The sequence below is a fragment of the Mesorhizobium sp. RCAM 05104 genome (genome assembly GCF_059683645.1).
This window is the reverse complement of sequence record NZ_CM185033.1, coordinates 6,668,508-6,691,252: the sequence shown is the minus strand read 5'-3', so window position 1 is coordinate 6,691,252 and position 22,745 is coordinate 6,668,508. Positions and strand designations below refer to the sequence as shown.

24 protein-coding genes, 1 tRNA gene and 1 pseudogene are annotated in these 22,745 nt (G+C 62.9%); 9 read left to right on the top strand and 17 right to left on the bottom strand.

Annotated elements, in window-relative coordinates; translation table 11 throughout:
* Positions 1–50 precede the first annotated feature (50 nt).
* A complete protein-coding gene (gene thrS / locus AC56QP_RS32715; RefSeq protein ID WP_489861785.1) occupies positions 51–2,027 on the bottom strand; it encodes a threonine--tRNA ligase in 1,977 nt (658 codons plus the stop codon).
* A gap of 205 nt (positions 2,028–2,232) precedes the next feature.
* Between thrS and AC56QP_RS32710 the strand changes: the two genes are divergently transcribed.
* Entirely contained in the window at positions 2,233–3,066 is an 834-nt protein-coding gene (locus AC56QP_RS32710; RefSeq protein ID WP_489861786.1) for an SAM-dependent methyltransferase, read from the top strand.
* Here AC56QP_RS32710 and AC56QP_RS32705 read toward each other — a convergent pair.
* Both AC56QP_RS32705 and yidD read right to left on the bottom strand, forming a co-directional pair.
* Positions 3,063–3,236, bottom strand: a pseudogene (locus AC56QP_RS32705) (class D beta-lactamase); the annotation flags it as partial. The gene AC56QP_RS32710 and the pseudogene AC56QP_RS32705 sit on opposite strands and share 4 nt — an antisense overlap.
* Positions 3,237–3,384: 148 nt before the next feature.
* Entirely contained in the window at positions 3,385–3,759 is a 375-nt protein-coding gene (gene yidD / locus AC56QP_RS32700) for a membrane protein insertion efficiency factor YidD (protein ID WP_489861787.1), read from the bottom strand.
* A 340-nt stretch (positions 3,760–4,099) separates the two neighbouring features.
* Here yidD and AC56QP_RS32695 point away from each other — a divergent pair, with 340 nt between their 5' ends.
* Positions 4,100–5,023 (top strand): LysR substrate-binding domain-containing protein, encoded by a 924-nt coding sequence (locus AC56QP_RS32695; protein ID WP_489861788.1) that lies wholly within the window; start codon positions 4,100–4,102, stop codon positions 5,021–5,023.
* On the opposite strand, the gene AC56QP_RS32690 is transcribed toward AC56QP_RS32695, so the two are convergent.
* On the bottom strand, positions 5,020–5,466 hold the full coding sequence (locus AC56QP_RS32690) for an iron-sulfur cluster assembly scaffold protein (RefSeq protein ID WP_489861789.1): 447 nt from the start codon (positions 5,464–5,466) through the stop codon (positions 5,020–5,022). The genes AC56QP_RS32695 and AC56QP_RS32690 overlap by 4 nt on opposite strands.
* A gap of 241 nt (positions 5,467–5,707) precedes the next feature.
* On the opposite strand from AC56QP_RS32690, the gene folE reads away from it, so the two are divergent.
* The 3 genes from folE (at position 5,708) to AC56QP_RS32675 (ending at position 7,951) form a co-directional block, all read left to right on the top strand.
* A complete protein-coding gene (gene folE / locus AC56QP_RS32685; RefSeq protein ID WP_489861790.1) occupies positions 5,708–6,343 on the top strand; it encodes a GTP cyclohydrolase I FolE in 636 nt (211 codons plus the stop codon).
* A 93-nt stretch (positions 6,344–6,436) separates the two neighbouring features.
* A complete protein-coding gene (gene hisI, locus AC56QP_RS32680; RefSeq protein ID WP_489863459.1) occupies positions 6,437–6,895 on the top strand; it encodes a phosphoribosyl-AMP cyclohydrolase in 459 nt (152 codons plus the stop codon).
* A gap of 84 nt (positions 6,896–6,979) precedes the next feature.
* On the top strand, positions 6,980–7,951 hold the full coding sequence (locus AC56QP_RS32675; protein ID WP_489861791.1) for a patatin family protein: 972 nt from the start codon (positions 6,980–6,982) through the stop codon (positions 7,949–7,951).
* A 6-nt stretch (positions 7,952–7,957) separates the two neighbouring features.
* Here AC56QP_RS32675 and recJ read toward each other — a convergent pair whose 3' ends face one another.
* From recJ to AC56QP_RS32635, 8 genes are all read right to left on the bottom strand, one after another.
* Positions 7,958–9,742 (bottom strand): single-stranded-DNA-specific exonuclease RecJ, encoded by a 1,785-nt coding sequence (gene recJ, locus AC56QP_RS32670; RefSeq protein WP_489861792.1) that lies wholly within the window; start codon positions 9,740–9,742, stop codon positions 7,958–7,960.
* Positions 9,743–9,829: 87 nt separating this feature from the next.
* Positions 9,830–10,054, bottom strand: coding sequence for a DUF6434 domain-containing protein (locus AC56QP_RS32665; protein WP_489861793.1), 225 nt, complete (start codon positions 10,052–10,054; stop codon positions 9,830–9,832).
* Between the two features lie 72 nt (positions 10,055–10,126).
* Entirely contained in the window at positions 10,127–11,110 is a 984-nt protein-coding gene (glpX, locus tag AC56QP_RS32660) for a class II fructose-bisphosphatase (protein WP_489861794.1), read from the bottom strand.
* Between the two features lie 255 nt (positions 11,111–11,365).
* The gene (locus AC56QP_RS32655) at positions 11,366–11,533 is read right to left on the bottom strand and encodes a Thivi_2564 family membrane protein (protein WP_081293949.1); all 168 of its coding nucleotides are present in this window, start codon (positions 11,531–11,533) and stop codon (positions 11,366–11,368) included.
* Positions 11,534–11,604: 71 nt separating this feature from the next.
* A complete protein-coding gene (locus tag AC56QP_RS32650; RefSeq protein WP_489861795.1) occupies positions 11,605–11,961 on the bottom strand; it encodes a hypothetical protein in 357 nt (118 codons plus the stop codon).
* Positions 11,962–12,094: 133 nt separating this feature from the next.
* Entirely contained in the window at positions 12,095–13,408 is a 1,314-nt protein-coding gene (locus tag AC56QP_RS32645; protein ID WP_489861796.1) for a homoserine dehydrogenase, read from the bottom strand.
* A 46-nt stretch (positions 13,409–13,454) separates the two neighbouring features.
* Positions 13,455–14,672, bottom strand: coding sequence for an LL-diaminopimelate aminotransferase (locus AC56QP_RS32640; RefSeq protein WP_489861797.1), 1,218 nt, complete (start codon positions 14,670–14,672; stop codon positions 13,455–13,457).
* A gap of 58 nt (positions 14,673–14,730) precedes the next feature.
* Positions 14,731–15,117, bottom strand: coding sequence for a hypothetical protein (locus tag AC56QP_RS32635; protein ID WP_489861798.1), 387 nt, complete (start codon positions 15,115–15,117; stop codon positions 14,731–14,733).
* A 98-nt stretch (positions 15,118–15,215) separates the two neighbouring features.
* Here AC56QP_RS32635 and AC56QP_RS32630 point away from each other — a divergent pair, with 98 nt between their 5' ends.
* From AC56QP_RS32630 to AC56QP_RS32620, 3 genes are all read left to right on the top strand, one after another.
* Positions 15,216–17,051, top strand: a complete 1,836-nt coding sequence (locus tag AC56QP_RS32630; protein WP_489861799.1) for a PHA/PHB synthase family protein — start codon at positions 15,216–15,218, stop codon at positions 17,049–17,051.
* 214 nt (positions 17,052–17,265) lie between these two features.
* A complete protein-coding gene (locus AC56QP_RS32625) occupies positions 17,266–18,516 on the top strand; it encodes a D-Ala-D-Ala carboxypeptidase family metallohydrolase (RefSeq protein ID WP_489861800.1) in 1,251 nt (416 codons plus the stop codon).
* Between the two features lie 240 nt (positions 18,517–18,756).
* Positions 18,757–18,831, top strand: a tRNA-Glu gene (locus AC56QP_RS32620).
* 310 nt (positions 18,832–19,141) lie between these two features.
* Here the strand turns inward: AC56QP_RS32620 and AC56QP_RS32615 are convergent.
* The 5 genes from AC56QP_RS32615 to AC56QP_RS32595 form a co-directional block, all read right to left on the bottom strand.
* Positions 19,142–19,495, bottom strand: coding sequence for a hypothetical protein (locus tag AC56QP_RS32615; protein ID WP_489861801.1), 354 nt, complete (start codon positions 19,493–19,495; stop codon positions 19,142–19,144).
* A gap of 523 nt (positions 19,496–20,018) precedes the next feature.
* Positions 20,019–20,315 carry a DUF6074 family protein gene (locus AC56QP_RS32610; protein ID WP_269905353.1) on the bottom strand — a complete coding sequence of 99 codons (297 nt, stop codon included), beginning with the start codon at positions 20,313–20,315 and terminating at the stop codon, positions 20,019–20,021.
* A gap of 162 nt (positions 20,316–20,477) precedes the next feature.
* A complete protein-coding gene (locus AC56QP_RS32605; RefSeq protein WP_489861803.1) occupies positions 20,478–20,774 on the bottom strand; it encodes a DUF982 domain-containing protein in 297 nt (98 codons plus the stop codon).
* 141 nt (positions 20,775–20,915) lie between these two features.
* Positions 20,916–21,152, bottom strand: a complete 237-nt coding sequence (locus AC56QP_RS32600; protein WP_489861804.1) for a hypothetical protein — start codon at positions 21,150–21,152, stop codon at positions 20,916–20,918.
* Between the two features lie 111 nt (positions 21,153–21,263).
* Positions 21,264–21,662 carry a hypothetical protein gene (locus AC56QP_RS32595; protein ID WP_489861805.1) on the bottom strand — a complete coding sequence of 133 codons (399 nt, stop codon included), beginning with the start codon at positions 21,660–21,662 and terminating at the stop codon, positions 21,264–21,266.
* A 225-nt stretch (positions 21,663–21,887) separates the two neighbouring features.
* On the opposite strand from AC56QP_RS32595, the gene map reads away from it, so the two are divergent.
* Entirely contained in the window at positions 21,888–22,715 is an 828-nt protein-coding gene (gene map / locus AC56QP_RS32590) for a type I methionyl aminopeptidase (protein WP_489861806.1), read from the top strand.
* The last annotated feature ends 30 nt before the right edge of the window (positions 22,716–22,745 follow it).

Genomic DNA, 22,745 nt, shown 5'->3' with positions numbered 1-22,745 from the left:
TGAAAATGGCGGTGGATCGCTCCACCGCCATTTCGTCGATACTGTGCGGATCAGGCAGCGCGTTTGCGCCGGCGGTCGGGGGTGATCGCTTCTTCGGTCAATTGTGCGATCGCTTGGGAAAGACCAAGCGATTCCTGGTCGCGCGATCCCAGCCGGCGCATGTTGACCGTCTGCTCCTCCGCCTCGCGCTTGCCGCAGACGAGGATGACCGGAACCTTGGCCAGTGAGTGTTCGCGGACCTTGTAGTTGATCTTCTCGTTGCGCAGATCGGCTTCGGCCAGCAGCCCGGCGGCCTTTAGTTTTGCCACCACCTCGGTCGCGTAGTCGTCGGCGTCCGACGTGATAGTCGCCACCACCACCTGCAGCGGCGCGAACCACAGCGGGAAGTGACCGGAATAGTTCTCGATCAGGATGCCGAGGAAGCGCTCCATCGAACCGCAGATGGCGCGATGCACCATCACCGGCTGCTTCTTCTCGGAATCCGAGCCGATGTAGAAAGCGCCAAAGCGCTCCGGCAGGTTGAAGTCGACCTGCGTCGTGCCGCACTGCCATTCGCGGCCGATGGCGTCCTTCAGCACATATTCGAATTTCGGTCCGTAGAAGGCGCCCTCGCCCGGATTGATCGAGGTCTTGATCCGATTGCCGGACCTCGTCCTGATCGTCTCCAGCACACTGCCCATGATCGCTTCGGCGTGGTCCCACGCCTCGTCGGTGCCGACGCGCTTGTCCGGTCGCGTCGACAGCTTGACGCTGATTTCGTCAAAACCGAAATCGGCATAGGTCGACAGGATCAGGTCGTTGATACGCAGGCACTCCGACGCCAGCTGCTCCTCGGTGCAGAAGATATGCGCATCGTCCTGCGTGAAACCGCGCACGCGCATCAGCCCGTGCAGCGCGCCCGACGGCTCATAGCGATGGACATTGCCGAACTCCGCAAGTTTTACGGGCAGATCGCGATAAGACTTCAACCCATGCTTGAAAATCTGCACATGACCCGGACAGTTCATCGGCTTCAGCGCGAAGACGCGGTCATCGTCGGTATCGTCGCCGGCGACGGTCACCTTGAACATGGCGTCGCGATACCAGCCCCAGTGGCCTGACGTCTCCCACAGGCTCTTGTCGAGCACCTGCGGCGCGTTGACCTCCTGATAGCCCTGCTCGTCGAGGCGGCGGCGCATGTAGTTGACCAGGTTCTGGAACATTCTCCAGCCCTTGGCGTGCCAGAAGACGACGCCCGGCCCCTCTTCCTGGAAATGGAACAGGTCCATCTCGCGGCCGAGCTTCCGGTGGTCGCGCTTCTCGGCCTCCTCCAGCATCGTCTGGTAGGCGTCGAGTTGCGCCTGGTCGGCCCAGGCCGTGCCGTAGATGCGCGTCAGCATCGGGTTGTTCGAATCGCCACGCCAATAAGCGCCGGCCACCTTCATCAGCTTGAAGGCATTGCCGATCTGGCCGGTCGAGGCCATGTGCGGGCCACGGCAAAGGTCGAACCAGTCGCCCTGGGCATAGATCTTGAGATCCTGATCCTCGGCAATGGCGTCGATCAGTTCAAGCTTGTAGCGCTCGCCCTTGTCGGCGAAGACCTTCTTCGCCTTGTCACGCGACCAGACTTCCTTGGTGAACGGCTTGTTGCGCGCGATGATCTCGCGCATCTTCTTCTCGATCACCGGGAAATCGTCTGGCGTGAACGGCTCGTTGCGGGCGAAGTCATAATAGAACCCGTTCTCGATCACCGGCCCGATGGTCACCTGCGTACCCGGCCACAATTCCTGCACGGCCTCCGCCAGCACGTGGGCGGTGTCGTGGCGGATCAGCTCAAGAGCGCGCGCATCGTCGCGGGTGATGATCTCGACCTTGCCGGACTTGCCGAGCGGGTCGGAGAGGTCGCGCACCGTGCCGTCGATGCTGTAGGCGACGGCCTTCTTGGCCAGCGACTTCGAGATCGATTCGGCAAGACCAGCACCGGTCATCGCCGCGTCGTAATCGCGGACGGAGCCATCGGGAAATGTCAGGGAAACGGAATTCAGCATTTGTATCTCCTATCCAGTCCCGCAAACGAGCGCGGGTGGTCGTGGGAAAAGCCGGAGGCGTCCGGCAGCGGGCGAGGTTTTAGAGGCAGCGTTGCGTCAGGTAAAGAGCGGCAATTGGCGCAGCCGTCAGGAAATGTCACCACGGATGTCGCGGACCAGTCGCAGAGGCTTGCGAAAATGCACGACGTGAACTGGAATCACCAGCATGGATGACGCCACACACAGCCGAACCGCCCTTGGCGTCGCACGCATGAGGGCCCTGCATCAGTTTTCGCCGCAGGCAGGGCTGTTTCGCGATCCCTACGCGATCGCGATTCTGGGTGAAGCGGCTCCCGCGGCACAGGAGCTTGAGCAGGAAGACGAGCGCCGCAGGCGCATGCGCCTGTTCGTGACCGCGCGCGCCCGGTTCGCCGAGGACTGGCTGGCGGTGGCGGTGCGTCGCGGCATCCGGCAGCTCGTCGTGCTTGGCGCTGGCCTTGATACGTTTTCGCTGCGCAATCCATATGCGGGTCTCGGCGTGTTCGAAGTCGACCACCCGGCGACGCAAGCCTGGAAACGCAAATGCATTGCCGACAGCGGTCTTGCCGAGCCACCCGCCACCAGATTCGTGCCGGTCGACTTCGAGCGGCAAAGCCTGTCCGCAGAATTGGCCGCGGCCGGCTTGCGGTCGACCGAACCGAGCTTCTTCATCTGGCTGGGCGTCGTCCCCTATTTGACGAAGGAAGCGATCTTCAACACGCTGTCCTGGATAGCCGGTGTTCGTGGCTCTGAGGTGGTGTTCGACTATAACGAACCGGCTGAGAGCCGCGACGCTGCGGGAAAGGCTGCTCTCGCCTTCCATGCGGCGCGCGTCGCGTCTATCGGGGAGCCATGGATCAGCTTCTTTGTTCCGGGCGAGCTGGCGAAATCGCTAACTGACCTAGGCTTCGACGAAATCGAAGATCTCGAGAGTGGCGATATCGCCGCCCGCTTTTCCCACGCACCGAAGGGAGCGGCGAGCAACGCTGGTGGTCACATCATCCGTGCACGCCGAAGCTGATCGCAGGTCCCGCCCCGGTAGAGCGTCGTGCCGCTTGCGGCATCAGCGGTCAGCGTGCACCGCACCTGCCCAAGCGGCGCCGATTGCGCGCGCATCGGAAATCCCAGCAGCCAGGCGAGCAGGAACAGGATGCCGGCAAGGATGAAGGGAAGGCGGTCGACGTTGCGCATGTGATGCTCGCTCCAGCAGGGGTTCGCGAGCGGCTTAGCGAGGTCTCTTGTCTCGATTTTGTCTCAAATGCGCAGTCTTTGTGCAGGTTGTCGTTAACCCTACCAGATGGTTAAATCGTGCGCCCCCGCGCGACCTTGATCGGCGCGATCAGCCTGGCGGATCGCCACGCTTTCTTCCGATCCCCCAATATCGCCAGGGCATGAACCAGACGAAACGATCCGCGAGCGCCTCCGGCACAAGGTCGATGCCATGCGTGCCGAACGGCCCGCAGCGAAGCACCCGGAAAAAACCCATCCAGCCGCCGGCCCACAGGCCATGGCGGGCGATTGCTTCATGCGCGTATTCGGAACAGGTCGGTAGATGCCGGCAGGAATTGCCGATAAAGCCCGACAGCGTCAGCTGGTAAAGGCGCACGAGCGATGTGCCAAGGAGACGCCCCGGCGTCTTGCGCCATGGGCCTGGCCAGTTGCGCCCGCGCCTCGGTCGTCCGGCGATATGCGCATGCCCATGTTGGTCGCGCACCGCATTCTCCGTATCGCGTTTCCCAACGGATAGATGTGGACTTCGGCCGGAGAACGCAATCCCCGTCCACCCGTTGCCGTGTCGTCCGCTTCAGGGTCTCGAACGACGATAGGGATGTCGCCCGGCCGATGGCGCCCAGCGGCCAGGACTGGCCGGCTCCTCACGGCGCTTTGCATGCTGCTGTTGGTCAGGCCATTGAAACGTTGCGACCCGCATGACGTCGCCAAGGATGCTCAGGAACTGGATCATGACCGTGTCTCCTTTGACGCGATTAGAGCGCCACTGGCTCTCGCCTTCAAACGAGTATAATTTCCACTACGGATAATCTGAGGTTATGCGAATGAAGCGCGGTCGATTGCCGCTGACGGCATTGAGGAGCTTCGAGGCGGCCGGCCGGCATCTGAGCTTCAGCAGGGCGGCCGAGGAGCTTTTTGTCTCGCAGGCGGCGATCAGTCGGCAGATCCGCGAGCTCGAAATCTTCCTGCGCCAGCCCCTGTTCGAACGTCACCACCGCCGCGTCGAACTGACCGATGCGGGCCGGCGTCTGCTCGCCCAATTGGTCCGGAGTTTTGACGACATCGACAGACTGCTTTCGGAATTGGTCGCGGTCCCGGCGCAGTCCGTGGTTCGCGTCAGCGTCGAACCCTCACTTGCATCCGTGTGGCTCGTGCCACGGCTCAATCGATTTCGCGAATTGCGACCCGATATCGACGTTTCCCTCGAAGTCGATCCAAGGCTGATCGAGTTCCGCGGCGATCAGCCCGAACTGGCCTTGCGCTTCAGCGCGCATGCCGCCTCGTGGCCGCACAGCGAGGCCGAGCGACTTGCCTCGACAGTCGATTCACCGGTTCTGTCGCCGGCACTGCTCGCCTCGGGTCCTGCCCTCGAGAAGCCGATCGACCTTGGTCGCTACACGCTTTTGCACGAGGAAAACCGGCAGGGCTGGGCGCGCTGGTTCGAAGCAGCCGGCGTGCCCGCCGATGCCGTGCCCGCGCGCGGTCCCATGCTGGCGGATGCGTCACTTTCAAAGCAGGCCGCCCTGCTCGGGCATGGCGTGGCGCTGGGCGATCTCTTGCAGATCGGCGAGGAAATCGCATCCGGCGCCTTGATCAAGCCGTTCGACATCGACGTCGCCTCCGGCTCCTATTGGCTGGTGGCGAAGAATTTGAAGGATCTGTCGGAGCCGGCCGCGGCTTTCGCCGACTGGGTCCGCGGCGAATTTGCCGAAAGCAGGCGCGCGCGGAATCTGGGGGATCCGGCCTAGGCCGCTTCTTCGGCGCGCTTCTTCTCGATCTGGCCGATCGCGTCGACCACGGCGTCGAAGGTCAGCATGGTCGAGGCATGGCGCGCCTTGTAGTCGCGAACCGGCTCCAGATACTTCAGGTCGGCGAAGCGGCCGTCAGGCGGGGCGCCATTTTCCTTCAGCATCTTCAGCATGGTGTCGCGCACCGCGCGCAATTCTTCGGCGCTCGCGCCGACGACATGCTGCGCCATGATCGAGGATGACGCCTGGCCGAGCGCGCAGGCCTTCACGTCATGGGCGAAGTCGGTGACCACGCCATCCGCCATCTTGAGGTCGACGGTCACGGTCGAACCGCACAGCTTGGAATGCGCCTTCGCGGTCGCGTCGGGATGGTCGAGCCGGCCGATGCGCGCGATGTTTCCGGCAAAACCGAGAATTTTCGCATTGTAGACGTCGTTGATCATTATTTTCCAATCCGTCGCCGCCAAGCGAACAGCGATTGCCGCTGCCGTGTCTTCCTTTCGCTCGTCATGACCATATATAATGCTGGCAGTCCGGTATCGACAAGGCAGCGAAAGCCAGCGTCCTCGCCGGAAAGTTCACGCCGCTTACGGGGCTGGAAACGGGGCGAGTTTCCGACACCGAAAGGTCGTGGTCCGTTCAACTCGTTCCTCCTTGAGAGAGGAACTACGGGAGACGCCTTTTATGGATGCCGTCATCAAGAAACTCATGCCCCAGTCCGCCTATATGGAAAAGCCGGTCACCGACCGACCGAGCGAAGCCGAGGTCGAGGCTGCCGTGCGCACGCTTTTGCGCTGGACCGGCGACAATCCGGACCGTGAGGGGCTCGTCGACACGCCGAAACGCGTGGCCAAGGCCTATCGCGAAATGTTTGGCGGCTATGACATGTGCCCGGCCGAGGAACTCGGCCGCACCTTCGAGGAGGTCGCCGGCTACGACGACCTGGTCATCGTCAAGGACATAAGTTTCCATTCGCATTGCGAGCACCACATGGTGCCGATCATCGGCAAGGCGCATGTCGGCTATCTGCCGGACGGCAAGGTCGTTGGCCTGTCCAAGATCGCGCGCGTCGTCGATATCTTCGCCCATCGCCTGCAGACGCAGGAAGCGCTGACCGCGCAGATCGCTGGCGTCATCCAGGATGTGCTCAATCCCCGTGGCGTCGCCGTCATGATCGAGGCCGAGCACATGTGCATGGCCATGCGCGGCATCCGTAAGCAGGGTTCCACCACCCTCACCTCGACCTTCACCGGCGTCTTCAAGGACACTCCCGATGAGCAGGTTCGGTTCGTCACCATGGTGCGCGGCGGCGGAAGCTGACCGGTTCCCCGCCGGCGTCGCCAGACCATGATCCCGAAAAGTGGAGACCGGTTTTCGGAAAAGATCATGGTCAGACAAGAAAATGAACCGGCGATGTCGGCACTGGAATTTCCGAAAGCTCCATCAGACAAGAAAGCGCTGGAGGAAGGCACTGTCCTCTCGCCGCGCTTTGATGCCGCCGGCCTCGTCACGGTGGTCGTCACCGATGCCGAAGATGGCATGCTGTTGATGGTGGCGCACATGAATGCGCAGGCGCTGGGGCTGACGCTGGAAACCGGCATCGCCCACTACTGGTCGCGCTCGCGCAACGCACTTTGGAAGAAGGGCGAAACCTCGGGCAATTTCCAGCATGTCGTCGAGATGCGCACCGACTGCGATCAGGATGCATTGTGGCTGCGCGTCAAAGTGTTGGGCCACGACGCAACCTGTCACACCGGTCGGCGTTCATGCTTTTATCGGACGGTAGGGTTGATCGAAGGCAAGGCGACGCTTGCCGGCGACGGCAGCAAGCCGCTGTTCGATGCGGAAAACACGTATCGGAAGCCTTTGTGAACCATTCAATATTCACAAACCACTCATATTCACTATTCTCAAACGGACTTCCTGTAGAAAGGGAGTGGGACAAGGGAGATTATGGTGCTCGAGTGGGCGTCATTGCGTAGCAGACCAGACGTTCGGGAAGCCAATGGCCTCTCTTCGTCGGGCGGCGCGTCCGAACCAAAACCTGCAAAGAAAACAGGCATTTCTCTCGCCTTGGGTGGCGGTTGTGCCAGGGGCTGGGCCCATATCGGCGTGCTGCGCGCGCTCGATGAAGCCGGTATCGAGCTCTCGATGATCGCCGGCACTTCGATCGGCGCGCTGGTCGGCGGCTGTTACCTCGCCGGCAAACTGGATGAGCTGGAAGACTTCGCCCGCAGCCTGACCAGGCGGCGCATTTTCGGCCTGCTCGACCTCAATCTGCGCGGCAGCGGCCTGTTCGGCGGCATGAAGCTGGACGCCCGCCTGCGTGAACATGTGGCCGGTGTTCGTTTCGAGGATCTGCCCAAGCCCTTCGTCGCAGTGACGTCCGAGATCCGCACCGGCCATGAAATCTGGCTGTCGAGCGGCTCGCTGATCACCGCCATGCGCGCTTCCTATGCACTGCCTGGCGTGTTCGAGCCGGTGAACTGCAACGGCCGCGTGCTGGTCGACGGTGCACTGGTCAACCCGGTTCCGGTTTCGGTCTGCCGCGCCTATGAGCAGCCGCTCGTTGTTGCGGTCAACCTTCACTACGATCTGTTCGGCCGCGCCGCCGTCATCAAGCACAGCGCCGGCGAGCTGGTCGTCGAAAAGGACGCGCCGAGGCCCGGCCAGGTCGACACGGAACGCCAGTCCCGCGAGACACGGCTCGGCATTACCGGCGTCATGGTCGAAGCCTTCAACATCATCCAGGACCGCATTTCGCGCGCCAGGCTTGCCGGCGATCCGCCTGACATGTCGCTGCAGCCGAAGCTCAGCCATATCGGCCTGACCGAATTCCATCGCGCCGACGAGGCGATCCGCCTCGGCTATGAGGCAACTATGGCGCAGATCGGCGAACTGACGCGGCTGCAGACCGTTCTCGCCTGATCAACCCTACGCTCGGGCCGCGTCGACAATGCGAAATTGCACCGTGCGGTTGCCATTCCAGTAATTGCCTGACAGCGAGCCGGCGACATGCACCGTCTTGCTCCGGTTCTTGAACAGGAACTCGCCAAGTGCCGTGTCGACGGCACGGAAGGCGATCGCCTGGATACGGCCGCCACTTTCCGACTGCAAGTCGACGCGAATGTGGTTGGTGCCGACCGGCCTGGCGTCGGCCAGCCGATGACGCGGCAGCACAAAGACGGGTGCTGCATGCCCGGCACCGAATGGTCCCGCCTTCTCGAGCGCGTCAAGCAAACCAACCGTCGCGCCTTCGGCGGCCAGCGCGCCATCGATCGCCAGGCGTTCCTCGCCCTGCAGCCGGAACACATCGGCCGCCGCCCGCTCTTCGAAAAACGCCCTGAGCTCGCCAAGTCGCGCGCGCTCCACCGTAATGCCAGCCGCCATGCCATGGCCGCCGCCCTTGACGATCAACCCGGCATCGGCGGCCTCTCGCACCAATCGGCCGAGGTCGAAACCCGATACCGAGCGACCCGACCCGGTGCCGAGGCCGTTGGCATTGAAGGCGATGGCGAAGGCCGGCCGCCGCGCGTGATCCTTCAGCCGTGAGGCGAGCAGGCCAACAATGCCTGGATGCCAGTTGTTGCTGGCGGTGACGACGATCGCCGGGCCATTGCCTCCGGCAAGCTCGGCATCGGCCTCGGCGCGCGCCGCCGCCAGCATCTCCTGCTCCATCAGCTGCCGTTCCTGATTGAGCCGGTCGAGCGTTTCGGCGATGGTGCGAGCCTCGACCGGATCGTCTGTGGCAAGCAGGCGGCTGCCAAGTGCCGCATCGCCAATGCGCCCGCCGGCATTGATGCGCGGGCCGATGAGATAGGCCAGGTGGAAGGTGCTGATCGGCTCGCCGATACGCGAAACCCGGGCGAGTGCCGCCAGCCCTTCGTTCCTTTGCTGGCGCGCCATTTGCAGCCCCTTGACCACGAAGGCGCGGTTGACGCCGATGAGCGGCACCACGTCGCAGACGGTCGCAAGTGCCACCAGATCGAGCAGCGAAAGCAGGTCCGGCGGCTCAGCGTCGGCCATAAGGCCACGCAGGATCTTCGCCGTCTGCACGAGGGCCAGGAAGACGACGCCGGCGGCGCACAGATGGCCCTGTCCGGAGAGGTCGTCGTCGCGGTTGGGATTGACGACAGCGATTGCCGCCGGCAACGGACCGCCAACTTGATGGTGATCGAGCACGACGACATCGGCGCCCGCCGCATTGGCGGCATCGATGGAAGCGGCGCTGTTGGTGCCGCAATCGACAGTGACGATCAGTGTCGCGCCGCGCGAAACGAGTTCGCGCATGGCGTCCGGATTGGGACCATAACCCTCGAAAATGCGATCCGGTATGTAGATTTCCGACGGCACCGAGAAATGCCCGAGAAAACGCTTCAGCAAGGCCGACGAGGCGGCGCCGTCGACGTCATAGTCGCCGAAGATCGCCACCTTCTCCCTGGCTATCACCGCGGCGGCGATGCGGGCCGCCGCCCTGTCCATGTCGGTCAGCGATGCCGGATCCGGCAGCAGGTCGCGGATCGTCGGATCGAGAAATCGCTCGGTCTGCTCGGCGGTGACGCCGCGGCCGGCAAGCACGCGCGCGACAATGTCGGGCACGCCATGGCCTTGCGCGATGGCAAGCGCAACCATGTCCTGCCGCTCGGTCAGCCGGTGCTCCCAGGAGATGCCGGTAGCCGACTGCCTGACGTCGAGGAAGAGTCGCCGTTCGCCGGTCATGCGGTTTGCCAACTCATGTGTGGCCGCAGGATAGGCCAAAGGCAGGCAAAGCCAAGCGGTTCGCGGTGATGGGAGACCTCAAGAAAACTACGCTTTCCGCTTTTCAGCCTGGCGCCGAAGCCATTCGTCGGCGGCATCCCCCATTGTCTTTTGAACACCGTCCTTGAGCCAGGCCATGAAAGGTCGATCGAACCTGAACCCATTGCCGCATTCGCGGGTGAAAAAGCGGCGCACGTTCTGGGTGTTGCGATAGGATTTGGTGATGGCCGTGGCACGCGAGATCGGGTCGGCGTGCCAGTCGAACGATTTCATCGCCAGGTCCTTACAGCCAGCATCGGATGCAACCAGATGGCTAACGACTGCGACGTGGCTTCGCAAGCCGGTCTAGAACTTATCCAGATCCTGGTGCCGGGCCTTGATCTCGCGCACGGTCCGCGAGGACGAGCGCAACACGATCGTGTGGGTGGTGATGTAGGTGCGGCCGAACTTGACCCCCGCCAGCATGTTGCCGTCGGTGACACCAGTGGCCGCGAACAGCACGTCGCCCCGCGCCATGTCTTGCGCACGATAGACCCGCTTCGGATCGGAAATACCCATTTTCGCGGCGCGCGCGATCTTCTCAGGCGTATCGAGGATCAGCCGGCCCTGCATCTGGCCACCGGTGCACCGCAGCGCCGCCGCGGCCAGCACCCCTTCTGGCGCGCCGCCGGTGCCGAGATAGATGTCGATGCCGGTTTCCTCGGGATCGGTGGTGTGGATGACGCCGGCGACATCGCCGTCGCCGATCAGCCGGATCGCGGCGCCCGTGGCGCGCACGGCGTCGATCAGCTTGGCATGGCGTGGCCGGTCGAGGATGCAGGCGGTGATGTCCGACACCGCGACGCCCTTGGCCCGGGCGAGGCTTGCGATGTTCTCGGCCGGCGAGGCATCGATGTCGATGACGCCATCGGCATAGCCGGGTCCGATGGCGATCTTGTCCATGTAGACGTCGGGCGCGAACAGCAGACTGCCCTTCTCGGCGATCGCGATGACGGCGAGCGCGTTGGGCAGGTTCTTGGCGCAGATCGTCGTGCCCTCGAGCGGGTCGAGCGCGATGTCGACGGCGGGACCTTTGCCGGAGCCGACTGCCTCGCCGATGTAGAGCATCGGCGCCTCGTCCCGCTCGCCCTCGCCGATCACCACCGTGCCCTTGATGGCAAGCCGGTTGAGCTCCTGGCGCATGGCGTCCACGGCGGCCTGGTCGGCCGCCTTCTCATCGCCGCGACCGCGCAACCTCGCGGCGGCGACAGCGGCCCGTTCGGTGACGCGCACCAGCTCCATGGTGAGTATCCGGTCAAGTCCGGCGACGATGTTCTGGGCCACATTCATTTCGGCAAATCCTCGCTTGTACGCCGCCTCCCGCCGGAGGCGCGTCTCTTTTGTCAAACGAGCATGACAACGGCAAGACCTGCCGAGAGTTTTATCGAATAACCAGCAATATCAATCGATTAAACCACATTTTTGAAATGCGGCCGGCCCGGTCGAGAAGAACCGGGCCGGACTGAAAAAGTGAAAATCATGGGTTGCCGGTCGGCTGCCTGATCCCATCACAGCCAGCCGCGACGCATTGGCGCGCTCGCTCGCCTAGAAGACCGCGAGATATTTGAGCAGCGAAATGATGCCAATGATGATGACGATGATCTGGACGATCTGCCTCATCCTGGCATCGAGCGGCAGACGCTGAACCAGATAGAGAACGAGAATGATCACGAGGAACGTGATCAGGATTCCTATCAACATCGATGAAGCCATAATGCCCTCCTGGAAAGGATTTGCCGAAAACGAGGAAATGAGCCGGCAAAGCCGGCTCTATCGGGACGCCATCAATACCAGCGGCGCGGCGTGTCGTTCATCGACTGGCCAATCGCGAGCCCGGCCAGAAAGCCGAGCAGGCCAATCACACCGACCACGGCGGTCGTCGTGCCGGGATTCTCGCGCGCGACTTCCGACACTGCCTGGGCCTGAGTGCGCAGCTGCTGCGCGGTTCGCGACGCGCGGCTCGCCGCCGTCTCGTAGAAATCGGAAGCCTGCTCGCTCGCGTCGTCCAGCATTTCCGCGCCGCGCGCCGCAATGCTCTTGTTGATCTTGGTGATTTCCTTGCGCAGTTCGGCAATCTGCTTTTCCAGCGCCTTCTGGATGTCGTCGATATGGGGGGTGTCGGACTTGTTGGTATCGGCCATGAAGCGGTTCCTTTGGTTGCTGACCAAGAGAACGGCTCCGAGCCGAATTCGTTCCGGCATATCGCGGTTGTTTGCCTTGGCACCGAGGGGCAATACCGGCGCGATCTTGCCCGTGCTGCGACCCGACTGGATGCTACCCTGCCCGCTCGATGCGGATGACCTGCGGCTTGTCGGTCAGGTGACCATCCTTGGTGATGCCGTCGACGGCCTTGCGCACGGCGGCCTCGGTCGTCTCGTGCGTGACGAGGATCACCGTCTTCTGCGCCGCCGCCTCCTCGCTGACCGCGTGCTGGACGATCGATTCCAGCGAGATGTCGTTGTCGGCCATGCGCTTGGCGATCGCCGCGAACACGCCGATGCGGTCGTGCACGGTCAACCGGATGAAGTAGCCGCCGGCATGGCTGCGCATCTGCGCTTTCTTGTAGGGTTTCAGTTCCTTCGCCGGCCGGCCGAAGACCGGGCCATGCTGGAAGCCGGGCCGGCTCTTGGCGATGTCGGCGATGTCGCCGATGACGGCCGAGGCTGTGGCGTTTCCGCCGGCGCCGGGGCCGGAGAGCAGCAGTTCGCCCAGTATATCGGTCTCGATCGCCACCGCATTGGTGACGCCATGCACCTGCGCGATGACCGAGGCCGTTGGCACCATGGTCGGGTGCACGCGCTGCTCGATGCCGCTTTCGGTACGCTGCGCGACGCCGAGCAGCTTGATCCGGTAGCCGAGATCGCCGGCCGCGCGGATATCCGCCTGGGTGATGTTGGAAATGCCTTCCATATAGATGTCGTTGGCGGCGATCCTCGTGCCGAAGGCAAGGCTGGTCAGGATCGACAGCTTGTGCGCGGTGTCGTGGCCCTCGATGTCGAAGGTCGGGTCGGCCTCGGCATAGCCCAGCCGTTGCGCGTCCTTCAGGCAAGCATCGAACGAGATGCCCTCGGCCTCCATGCGGGTGAGGATATAGTTGCAGGTGCCGTTGAGAATGCCGAACACGCGGGTAACCGAGTTACCAGCCATCGCCTCGCGCATCGTCTTGATGACCGGAATACCGCCCGCCACCGCCGCCTCGTAGTTCAGCAGCACGCCGCGCTTCTCGGCGATCTCGGCCAGCGCAACACCATGCTTGGCGAGCAGCGCCTTGTTGGCGGTGACGACATGGTGGCCGGCTTCGAGCGCCGCCTTCACCGCGGCGCGCGCCGGCCCTTCGTCGCCGCCGATCAGTTCGACGAAAACATCGATATCGGCGGCCTGCGCCATCTTGACCGGATCGTCGAACCATTTCGCCGAACCGAGATCAACGCCGCGATCGCGTTTCTTGTCGCGCGCCGAGACCGCGGTGACGATGATATCGCGCCCGCACTGCCGAGTCAGTTCCGCCGCCTTGTCGCGCAGCACACGCGCCACCGAAGCGCCCACCGTGCCAAGACCGGCAATTCCAACACGCAGTGCTTCAGCCATAGCCGGCGACGTCCTTCAGGTCAGATCGAAATTGTGTGCGGCAAGCCTACCGGTGTGCGGAAAGCGGCACCACGTTGTTGGGTTGCTTGGCGCTGGTCGACAGGAAGCGCTTGATGTTGCGCGCCGCCTGCCGGATCCGGTGCTCGTTCTCGACCAGCGCGATGCGCACGTGATCGTCGCCATGCTCGCCAAAGCCGACACCGGGGGCCACCGCCACGTCGGCGTGCTCGATGAGCAGCTTGGAGAATTCGAGCGAGCCGAGATGACGGAACGGCTCCGGAATCGGCGCCCAGGCGAACATCGAGGCCGCAGGCGCGGGAACGGCCCAGCCGGCCCGGCCGAAGGCATCGACCATCACGTCGCGACGCTTGTGGTAGATGTCACGCACCTCGGCGATGTCGGCGCCGTCGCCGTTGAGCGCATGCGCGGCCGCCACCTGGATCGGCGTGAAGGCGCCGTAGTCGAGATAGGATTTCACCCGCGTCAGCGCCGAGATTAGCCGCTCGTTGCCAACGGCAAAACCCATGCGCCAGCCAGGCATGGAAAAGGTCTTCGACATCGAGGTGAACTCGACGCAGACGTCAATCGCGCCCGGCACCTGCAGCACCGAGGGCGGCGGATTGCCGTCAAAATAGATCTCCGAATAGGCAAGGTCGGAAAGGATGATGATGTCGTTCTTCTTCGCGAACGCCACCACGTCCTTGTAGAAGTCGAGCGAAGCGACCAGCGCCGTCGGGTTCGACGGATAGTTGAGGATCAGCGCCAGCGGCTTCGGGATCGAGTGCCGCACGCCGCGCTCGAGCGCCGGGATGAAGCCGTCATCAGGCTCCACCTGCAGCGAACGGATGACGCCACCCGACATGATGAATCCGAAAGCGTGGATCGGATAGGTCGGATTGGGGCACAGGATCACGTCGCCCGGGGCGGTGATCGCCTGCGCCATGTTGGCGAAGCCCTCTTTCGACCCCAGCGTCGCCACCACTTGCGTGTCCGGATTGAGCTTCACGCCGAAGCGGCGGGCATAGTAGTTGGCCTGGGCGCGGCGCAGGCCAGGAATGCCGCGCGAAGAGGAGTAACGATGGGTGCGCGGATCGCGCACGACCTCGCACAGTTTGTCGACGATCGCCTTGGGCGTCGGCAGGTCCGGATTGCCCATGCCGAGGTCGATGATGTCGGCGCCGCGCGAACGGGCGCTGGCCTTGAGCCGATTGACCTGCTCGAAGACGTAAGGCGGAAGCCGGCGGACCTTGTGAAACTCTTCCATGGCAGTTCCAGACATCACTTGGCGTTTGGGAGGGCGCGTTTGCGCGCGCCCTATATACTCATTTGCAGGTAGGGTCGAGGGCGGGGTCGCATTTGCCTTCGATCTGCTTCAGCGTTTCGCCGCCATGTTTTTTGGCCAGATCCTTGAGCGCCGCCTGGTCGGTGACCTTGGGACCGCCGCCTTTCGCCGCCTGCGCGTTCTCATCGGCCTTCAATTGCGCAAGCTTGGCGTTCCTCTCGGCTTCGGTGAACTGCGGCGCCGCCACTTGCGGCTTGATGTTCAGGTTTGGAAAGGTGCCGGTGTCCTTCGGCCCAATGCCCGCCGCGACGGGCTCCGGGCCGTTGGTGCTCGAACACCCGGCGATCCCCAGAAGGATGATTGCCGCGCCGATGCGCAAAAAATGTCCAGCGCCGAAAAAAACAGTCTCGCCAATATTAATCGTCATATGGTTTCCTTGGCAGCCGAGGTAGAGCGAGATTGGACCCGGTCGGATGTCCCATGTTAATATGTCAAGAAAACGCTTCGGGAGGAACCCCGCGAACCATGTCCAAGACACCCGATTCGGGCAAAGCGGAAGATGACGAGCCTTCGACCGTCGAGCAATATCTGGTGAAGGACCCGGAACGCTTCGCCCTGAACATGGCGCGCATGATCGAGCAGGCCGGCAAGGCGGCTTCCGCGTGGGCCGAGCCGCGCGAAAAAGGCGAGGTGCGCGACAGCGTCGCGGAGCCGGTTGTCGACATGGTGAAGACCTTCTCCAAGCTCAGCGAATACTGGCTTTCCGATCCGCAGCGCGCGCTGGAAGCGCAGACGCGGCTGTTCTCCGGCTACATGACTGTCTGGGCCAACGCCATTCAGCGCACCAGCAACGCGGCCGAAGGCACTGAAGACGCCGTCAAGCCGGAACGCGGCGACAAGCGCTTCCTCGACCCCGAATGGGGCCGCAACGCCTTCTTCGATTTTCTCAAGCAGGCCTATCTCGTCACCTCGCGCTGGGCGGCCGACCTGGTTGAGCACGCCGATGGCCTGGACGAGCACACCCGTCACAAGGCCGGCTTCTACGTCAAGCAGGTGTCCAACGCCATCTCGCCGTCGAATTTCATCCTGACCAACCCAGAATTGTTTCGCGAAACCGTCGCCTCGAACGGCGAAAACCTGGTGCGCGGCATGAAGATGTTGGCCGAGGACATTGCCGCCGGCAAGGGCGATCTGAAGCTGCGACAGGCCGACTATTCGCCCTTCGAGATCGGCAAGAACATCGCCACCACTCCCGGCAAGGTGGTTGGCCGCAGCGATGTCGCCGAGATCATCCAGTACGATCCCGCGACCGAGATGGTGCTCAAGCGGCCGCTGCTGATCTGCCCGCCATGGATCAACAAGTTCTACATCCTCGATCTCAATCCGCAGAAGTCCTTCATCCGCTGGGCGGTTGAGCAGGGCCACACCGTCTTCGTCATCTCCTGGATCAACCCGGACGAGCGCCACGGCACCAAGAGCTGGGAAGCCTATATACGCGAAGGGCTGAAATATGGCCTCGACACGATCGAGAAGGCCACCGGCGAAAGGGACGTCAACGCGATCGGCTATTGCGTCGGCGGCACGCTGCTGGCGGCGGCACTGGCGCTGATGGCACAGGAAGGCGACGACCGCATCAAGTCGGCCACCTTCTTCACCACGCAGGTCGACTTCACCCATGCCGGCGACCTGAAAGTCTTCGTCGACGAGGAACAGGTCGCGGCGGTGGAAAAGTCGATGAGCGAGAAGGGCTACCTCGACGGCACCAAGATGGCGACCGCTTTCAACATGCTGCGTTCGGGCGACCTGATCTGGCCCTATGTCGTCAACAACTACATGCGCGGCAAGGATCCCCTGCCCTTCGACCTGCTCTACTGGAATGCCGATTCGACCCGCATGGGCGCGGCCAACCACTCTTTTTATCTGCGCAACTGCTATCTCGAGAACAACCTTTCGCGCGGCACGATGGAACTGGCGGGCCACACGGTCTCACTCGCCGACATCACCATTCCGGTCTACAACCTCGCCTCCAAGGAAGATCACATCGCGCCGGCGCTCTCCGTTTTCCTCGGCTCGAAATATTTCGGCGGCAAGGTCGACTACGTCATGGCCGGGTCGGGCCATATCGCAGGCGTCGTCAATCCGCCGGCATCCAAGAAGTATCAGTACTGGACCGGAGGGACGCCGACGGGCGACTTCGGCCAGTGGATTGCCGCGGCCACCGAACATCCAGGATCCTGGTGGCCGCACTGGCAAGACTGGATCGAGACCAAGGACAACACCCGCGTGCCGGCTCGCAAACCCGGCAAGCATATGAAAACCTTGGGGGATGCTCCCGGTACCTATGTGAAGGTGCGTGTGTAACGGACTGTAATGTCTGGTGAGTTGACGAGCCGGCAAAAGCGGGCGAAATGGTGTCGTCAACCTTCAAGCGGCCACAATTCGGCAATCACGACAAAAATACTTCCAAGCTTGCGGATTTGACACAGGTCTCGTTTCCGGATCGGAGACAAAGGTACTTCGTCGCGACGTTTCAGGGCCGCGCCAAGGATATGCCGACCGGACATCGAGGGGGAATTTGGCTTTGAAATCAGCAGGATGGAGCCTCGCAAAGGGAGAACGCCGCGCCATCGTGGCAGCGCTCTGCTCCGTGCTTCTGGCATCCTGCACCTCGGCCGGCGACCCGACAATGTCGGTTGGAATGCCGGGTTACGCTACCGCATCGGACATAAGCGCGGCCTCGAGCGCCAAGGCGGCCACCGTCACCGATTCGTCGCAGATCACCACCGAGCAGACGACCGTGATGACGGCAAGCGATACGGCGCTTCCCGAGACGGTCGCCTATGTGCCAATAGCGAACCCCCAGGCCGCCTTTCCGCTGACCACTCCGGCGGGCGCCGAAACCATCGCGGGAAACACGCCGCAGTCGTTGCAGCAGCCGGCACAGACGGCGCGGGAGAACGACGCGGTTGCTCAACAGATTGCAGCCGCCGATGCAGCCGTGACCGCGCCAAAGCCGACGGCCGCGCCGGCGATGAACAATCCGGTCTACGTGACGGCTGGCGAGATGCCACAATCGCCGCAGGCCGAGGCACCCAAGAAAAAAGGCTTCCTGGCCTCGATGTTTGGCGCCACGCCCGCCTCGGCGACGCCGCTCATCAACACCAGGTCGGCTGAGCCGCCCGCAGTGCAGGCCAAGCCGGCGTCAGCAACGGCAAAGCCGATCATCACGCTAGCCTCGGCCAATTCCACGGCAAAACCGGTGCAGCTGGCCTCGATCGGCGGCGAGACCGGCCACATCACTGGCAGCGATGCCCTGCCCGGCGTGCGCCAGACGGCCCTGTTCGAAATCAAGCGCAAATCCGGCCTCGATGACGAAAGCGACGTCGACCTCAATGAAGACGAGGGCACAGGCGCCGGGGCCTATCGGGTCGCATCCGCCGCCGGCATGGCCCGGCTGGCGCCCAACGGATTGCTCAAGCAGAACGAGAGCGTCGACGTGGCGTGCCTGAAGCCCTCGCTGGTTCGGGTGCTGAAGACGATCGAAGGCCACTACGGCCGCAAGATGACGGTGACGTCAGGCTATCGCGACCCGGCCCGCAACCGGCGTGCCAACGGCGCCAAGAATTCGCTGCACATGTATTGCGCCGCCGCCGACATCCAGGTCCCCGGCGTTTCGAAATGGGAGCTGGCAAGCTATATCAGAAGCATGCCCGGCCGCGGCGGCGTCGGCACCTACTGCCACACCGAATCCGTGCACGTCGATGTCGGCCCCGAGCGCGACTGGAACTGGCGTTGCCGCCGGCGCAGCGGCGGTGGCGACGGCTAGCAGCATTGCGCCGCGGCAAGGCCTTGAGGTCGCGGCATGGATTCTAGGGTCTGCGCCGCGTCGCTTCGCTCCTTGCTTCGCCCTAGAATGACGAAGCGATAAGCGTCTCGTTAGTGAATCAAGCCATGCGGTGATGGTGGCGAAATCCATGATTCGACAGGCCACAAAAAAGTTGCCCAAGGTGGCACCTGACGGGTTGCCGGTTGCGCGCAACGCCAGTATAAGCCGCTTCGTCTGAGCGCGCCCATCGTCTAGCGGTTAGGACACCGCCCTTTCACGGCGGTAACAGGGGTTCGATTCCCCTTGGGCGTACCAGGACTTTTCAAGCACTTAGCTGAAAACTCTTCTCGCTGTCCAACGTTTGGCCAATTTCCTTTCGGGCTGGGCAGACTCGGGGTGAGCGCCATTTTGATTTCCAAGGCGTTCCTGCGACTATCGGCTGGTCCATACGACGCGGGGCTATCACGCGGCCGTCAGGGGGCTAGATGCGCCCGCTGATGTGCTGGCCAGCAAATCAAAGCGCCTGTTGAGGGAGCTTGCAGCATACACGGGGCTAAAATCTCAGCGCTTCGGCTTCGGCGTGATCGTTTCGACCCACACCTTGTCGCCGATCTCCCCACCGCCCTCACGGCTCGTTGATCAGCCGCTTGATCTTCTTGCCTTCGTATCCGTAGTCGTCGACCAGCTTCTGGCAGACCGGCGAAAGCGGTTCCGGTTTGGGGCCGCCAGGTCCCGGCGTGCCGGCGAAGGCCATGGCCATGTCGCCGTTAGATTTCAGCGCGGCGGTGATGTTGCCTTGATTGTCCAGTTCCGTCTGCAGCATCTGCAGCCTCGGAAGATTGACAGACAGCGTCGGGCAGTCCTTCAGCCCTTCCATCGCCTCCGAAATCTGCTTCCTTACTTTATCGGCTTTGGTGGCGGCCAGGCACGGCGTCACCGTCATGCAGGCCATCAAGGTCACGGCAACTGCGGCTTTCATCGCATGGTCCCCTATCCCACAACGATAGTGTTGCAACCTGCCCGGTCGCGTCAACGGGCGTCAGCGAAACGATACTCGTTTCATCGACCGTTCCAAAGGCAAGGTAACGGCGGAAATTCAGCTAGAGCAGGATCGGTGCCTGAAATGCAACGCCCGCCCCAGCGTGAGCCGAGGCGGGCGCTTTTGTTGTCGCACCATCAAGGCGGTGGCGGCGTAGTTGAGGCAACCGGGCCAGCCGTCACGCTGGACAGTCGATCTTTCTTGATGAGTGTCGGCTGTTCGTATGTTTTCTTCATAGGAATCCCCCTGTCCGCCCTCTGCGTCACAATGGCGTCGGGATGCCGAAGGTTGTCAAGCCATCGCTTAAATGGCTCGCCGCCATGGGCGATGGGCAGGTTCTGAAGTCGCCAGAAATCAACCCAACATAGGGATCGACTCAGAGTGGCCAGCGAGCAAGTGAGGGGACAGTTGCAGCCCTGCCCCAGCTCAGCTTGACGCCGCCGGTTCCGCGAAAAAATCCAGGTCAGCCGGCGTCGGCGGCCAGCATGTGCATCTCTTGCTGGACTGCAAAGAAGAAACGGCGAACCTCGTCGCTGGCCGAAGTCCTGTCCTTGCCCGAACCGACAATGTGATCGAGAAGCTCGGAAGCCTTGGCCTTCCAGAAGGAAGTCGCCTTGTCGCCATGCAGGGTCCCCAGCTTGGCGGCAACCTCCCGAACGAGGAAAACCTGACGATCAATCGGGAACGCACGCACGTTTGCTGAGGACATCTTCCGAACCATGGGACTGACGCAACGAATCAACCATTGCTGAACAAGCAATGGCGTAACCTCGAAGATGGAAATGGAACCTTAACGGCGCTGGCGTTGGCGCGTCTTCAGGCAGTCGTCCAGGACAAAGCCAGGCGATCATCGCGACACGTCATCTGCGTTCAAACGCGGCCCTTGGCATTTCGAGCGGACAGCCGGAACGGGCGATGGCCGTCAGGCCTGCAGCGACGTCGCCTCGCCACCGCGCTTGCGCGGCGTCATCATGTCCCTCGCCATCAGTCCGCTCGCACGACAAAACGCCATGAATGCGCGGCAGGCATCCTCGGTCTTGACCACGTCCACCGTGGCGCCAAAGCAGGCATTGAAGGCCTTCTGATAGATCGGGCCCTGGCGTCGCGCGGGCCAGTCCTGAAGAAAATCGAGCGCCTGTTCGACGCCGTAAATCTCCTCGACTGGCAGGTCGGGCGCGGGTGCGATGCGCACCGGCACCTCGAATTGCAGTCTGTCCATTTCCTGTCTCCCGAACTGGCGTCACGCAAGCAACGCCATTCGTCGTCAAAAGTTGCTCTGACCGGCTTCTGGCCCAGAAATGTGTCGTCACTGGGGTCGCGAACCGATGCGTGACAGCGACTGCGCCAGGAGCCGTCAGCCTTACTGGTTCGCCGGGTCGGTCTCGGAGTCAAAAGCCATGCGGACCACCGTGACCAGAACGAAGGCCGATGGCACCGCGAAAATGACGGCAAGGATAATTGCCCCCGTTCCCGACAGGCCGAGTGTCTCCGCGACCGCCCAATAGACGGTTCCGATGCAGATGAGCGCCTGGACGGAGAGGAACGAAGCCGCAGAGACCGCGCGCGACAGGGTTTTGAATGTCTTGATGCGTTGCATTGAAATAGTCCGGAAATGACGCGCCGCGCGACCATGCGCGGCCGACAGCCGCCGCACGGTCACGACGCGAACAGGGATAGGTATGCGGTGAAAAGTGCGGTTCTGGACCGCTCAGGCCGGGACGGAGGGCGGTGCGCGCGGCTGGTTGGCGCTCGTCTTGCGACCCGAGGCCGGTCCGTGTCCGGAAGCGACCGCGTCCGGCGAAGTCCGTTCAAACCGAAGGAAAACAGCTTCGGGAACCGGCAAGGCGGGATGGCCGCTGGCGAACTTGGCCAGCACCGGCCGGACAGCGCGAACCTCCAGCGCTTGCGCCTTGCCGGTGACACGCAGCAGTGCCGCCACCTCGCCAGACCTTTCCACGCCGACGCCGGCACCGCCCGATGCAGCTTCCGCGAAGGCTGGCATCTCCGGCCGGCCAAGGCACAGCATCGCCAGCAGCACCATGCCCATCAGACATGAGCATGCCGCCGCCAGCGGCGCTTCTAGCAATCTGCCACGCTTGGCCGTCATGAAAGGTTGCGATCTCCCAAAACCTCCCCCGCCCTAGCGCAAGGTGGCAAGAAAGGAAAGCAAGCCGGGCACAAACCGGCAAGACATCGGCCCTGACGATGCAGATATCCCGGCTGCCCGGCCGTGCCTGGCAGTTCTTCCTTGAACCTTTCGCCCCCAAGTGCCAAATCTGTCGGGATTTCACGCTGGCTCTTTCAAAGGCCCCCTACCGGCAATACGGACAAAATGATCACCTATCTCGACGCCGCCACGGCACCGCTCAGAAATACCGGCCAGATCCGTCTCTATGGCGAGGAAGGCTTTGCCGGCATGCGCAGGGCATGCGATCTCACGGCGCGCTGCCTCGACGAGCTGGTGCCGATGGTCGAGCCCGGCGTTACCACGGAGGCAATAGACCGCTTCGTCTTCGAGTTCGGCATGGACCACGGCGCGCTGCCGGCGACGCTCAACTATCGCGGCTACACGAAATCGTCCTGCACCTCGATCAACCATGTCGTCTGCCATGGCATTCCCGACAACAAGCCGTTGAAGGATGGCGACATCGTCAACATCGACGTCACCTACATCCTCGATGGTTGGCACGGCGATTCCTCACGCATGTATCCTGTCGGCACCATCAAGCGTGCGGCTGAACGCTTGCTTGAAGTCACCTATGAATGCCTGATGCGCGGCATCGCGGCGATCAGGCCCGGCGCCCGCACCGGTGCCATCGGCGCTGCTATCCAGACCTATGCCGAGGGCGAGCGTTGCTCGGTGGTACGCGATTTCTGCGGCCACGGTGTCGGCCAGCTCTTCCACGATGCGCCGAACATCCTGCACTATGGCAATGTCAACGAGGGCGTCGAGATGCGGCCCGGAATGATCTTCACCGTCGAGCCTATGATCAATCTCGGCCGGCCGCATGTGAAGGTCCTGTCCGATGGCTGGACGGCGGTGACGCGCGATCGTTCGCTGTCGGCGCAGTACGAGCACACGATCGGCGTGACCGATACCGGCTGCGAGATCTTCACGCTGTCGCCCAAAAAGCTCGACCGCCCCGGCCTGCCGGCCTAATCTTGTTCCGCCGGGTCTTTCCGGCCAGGA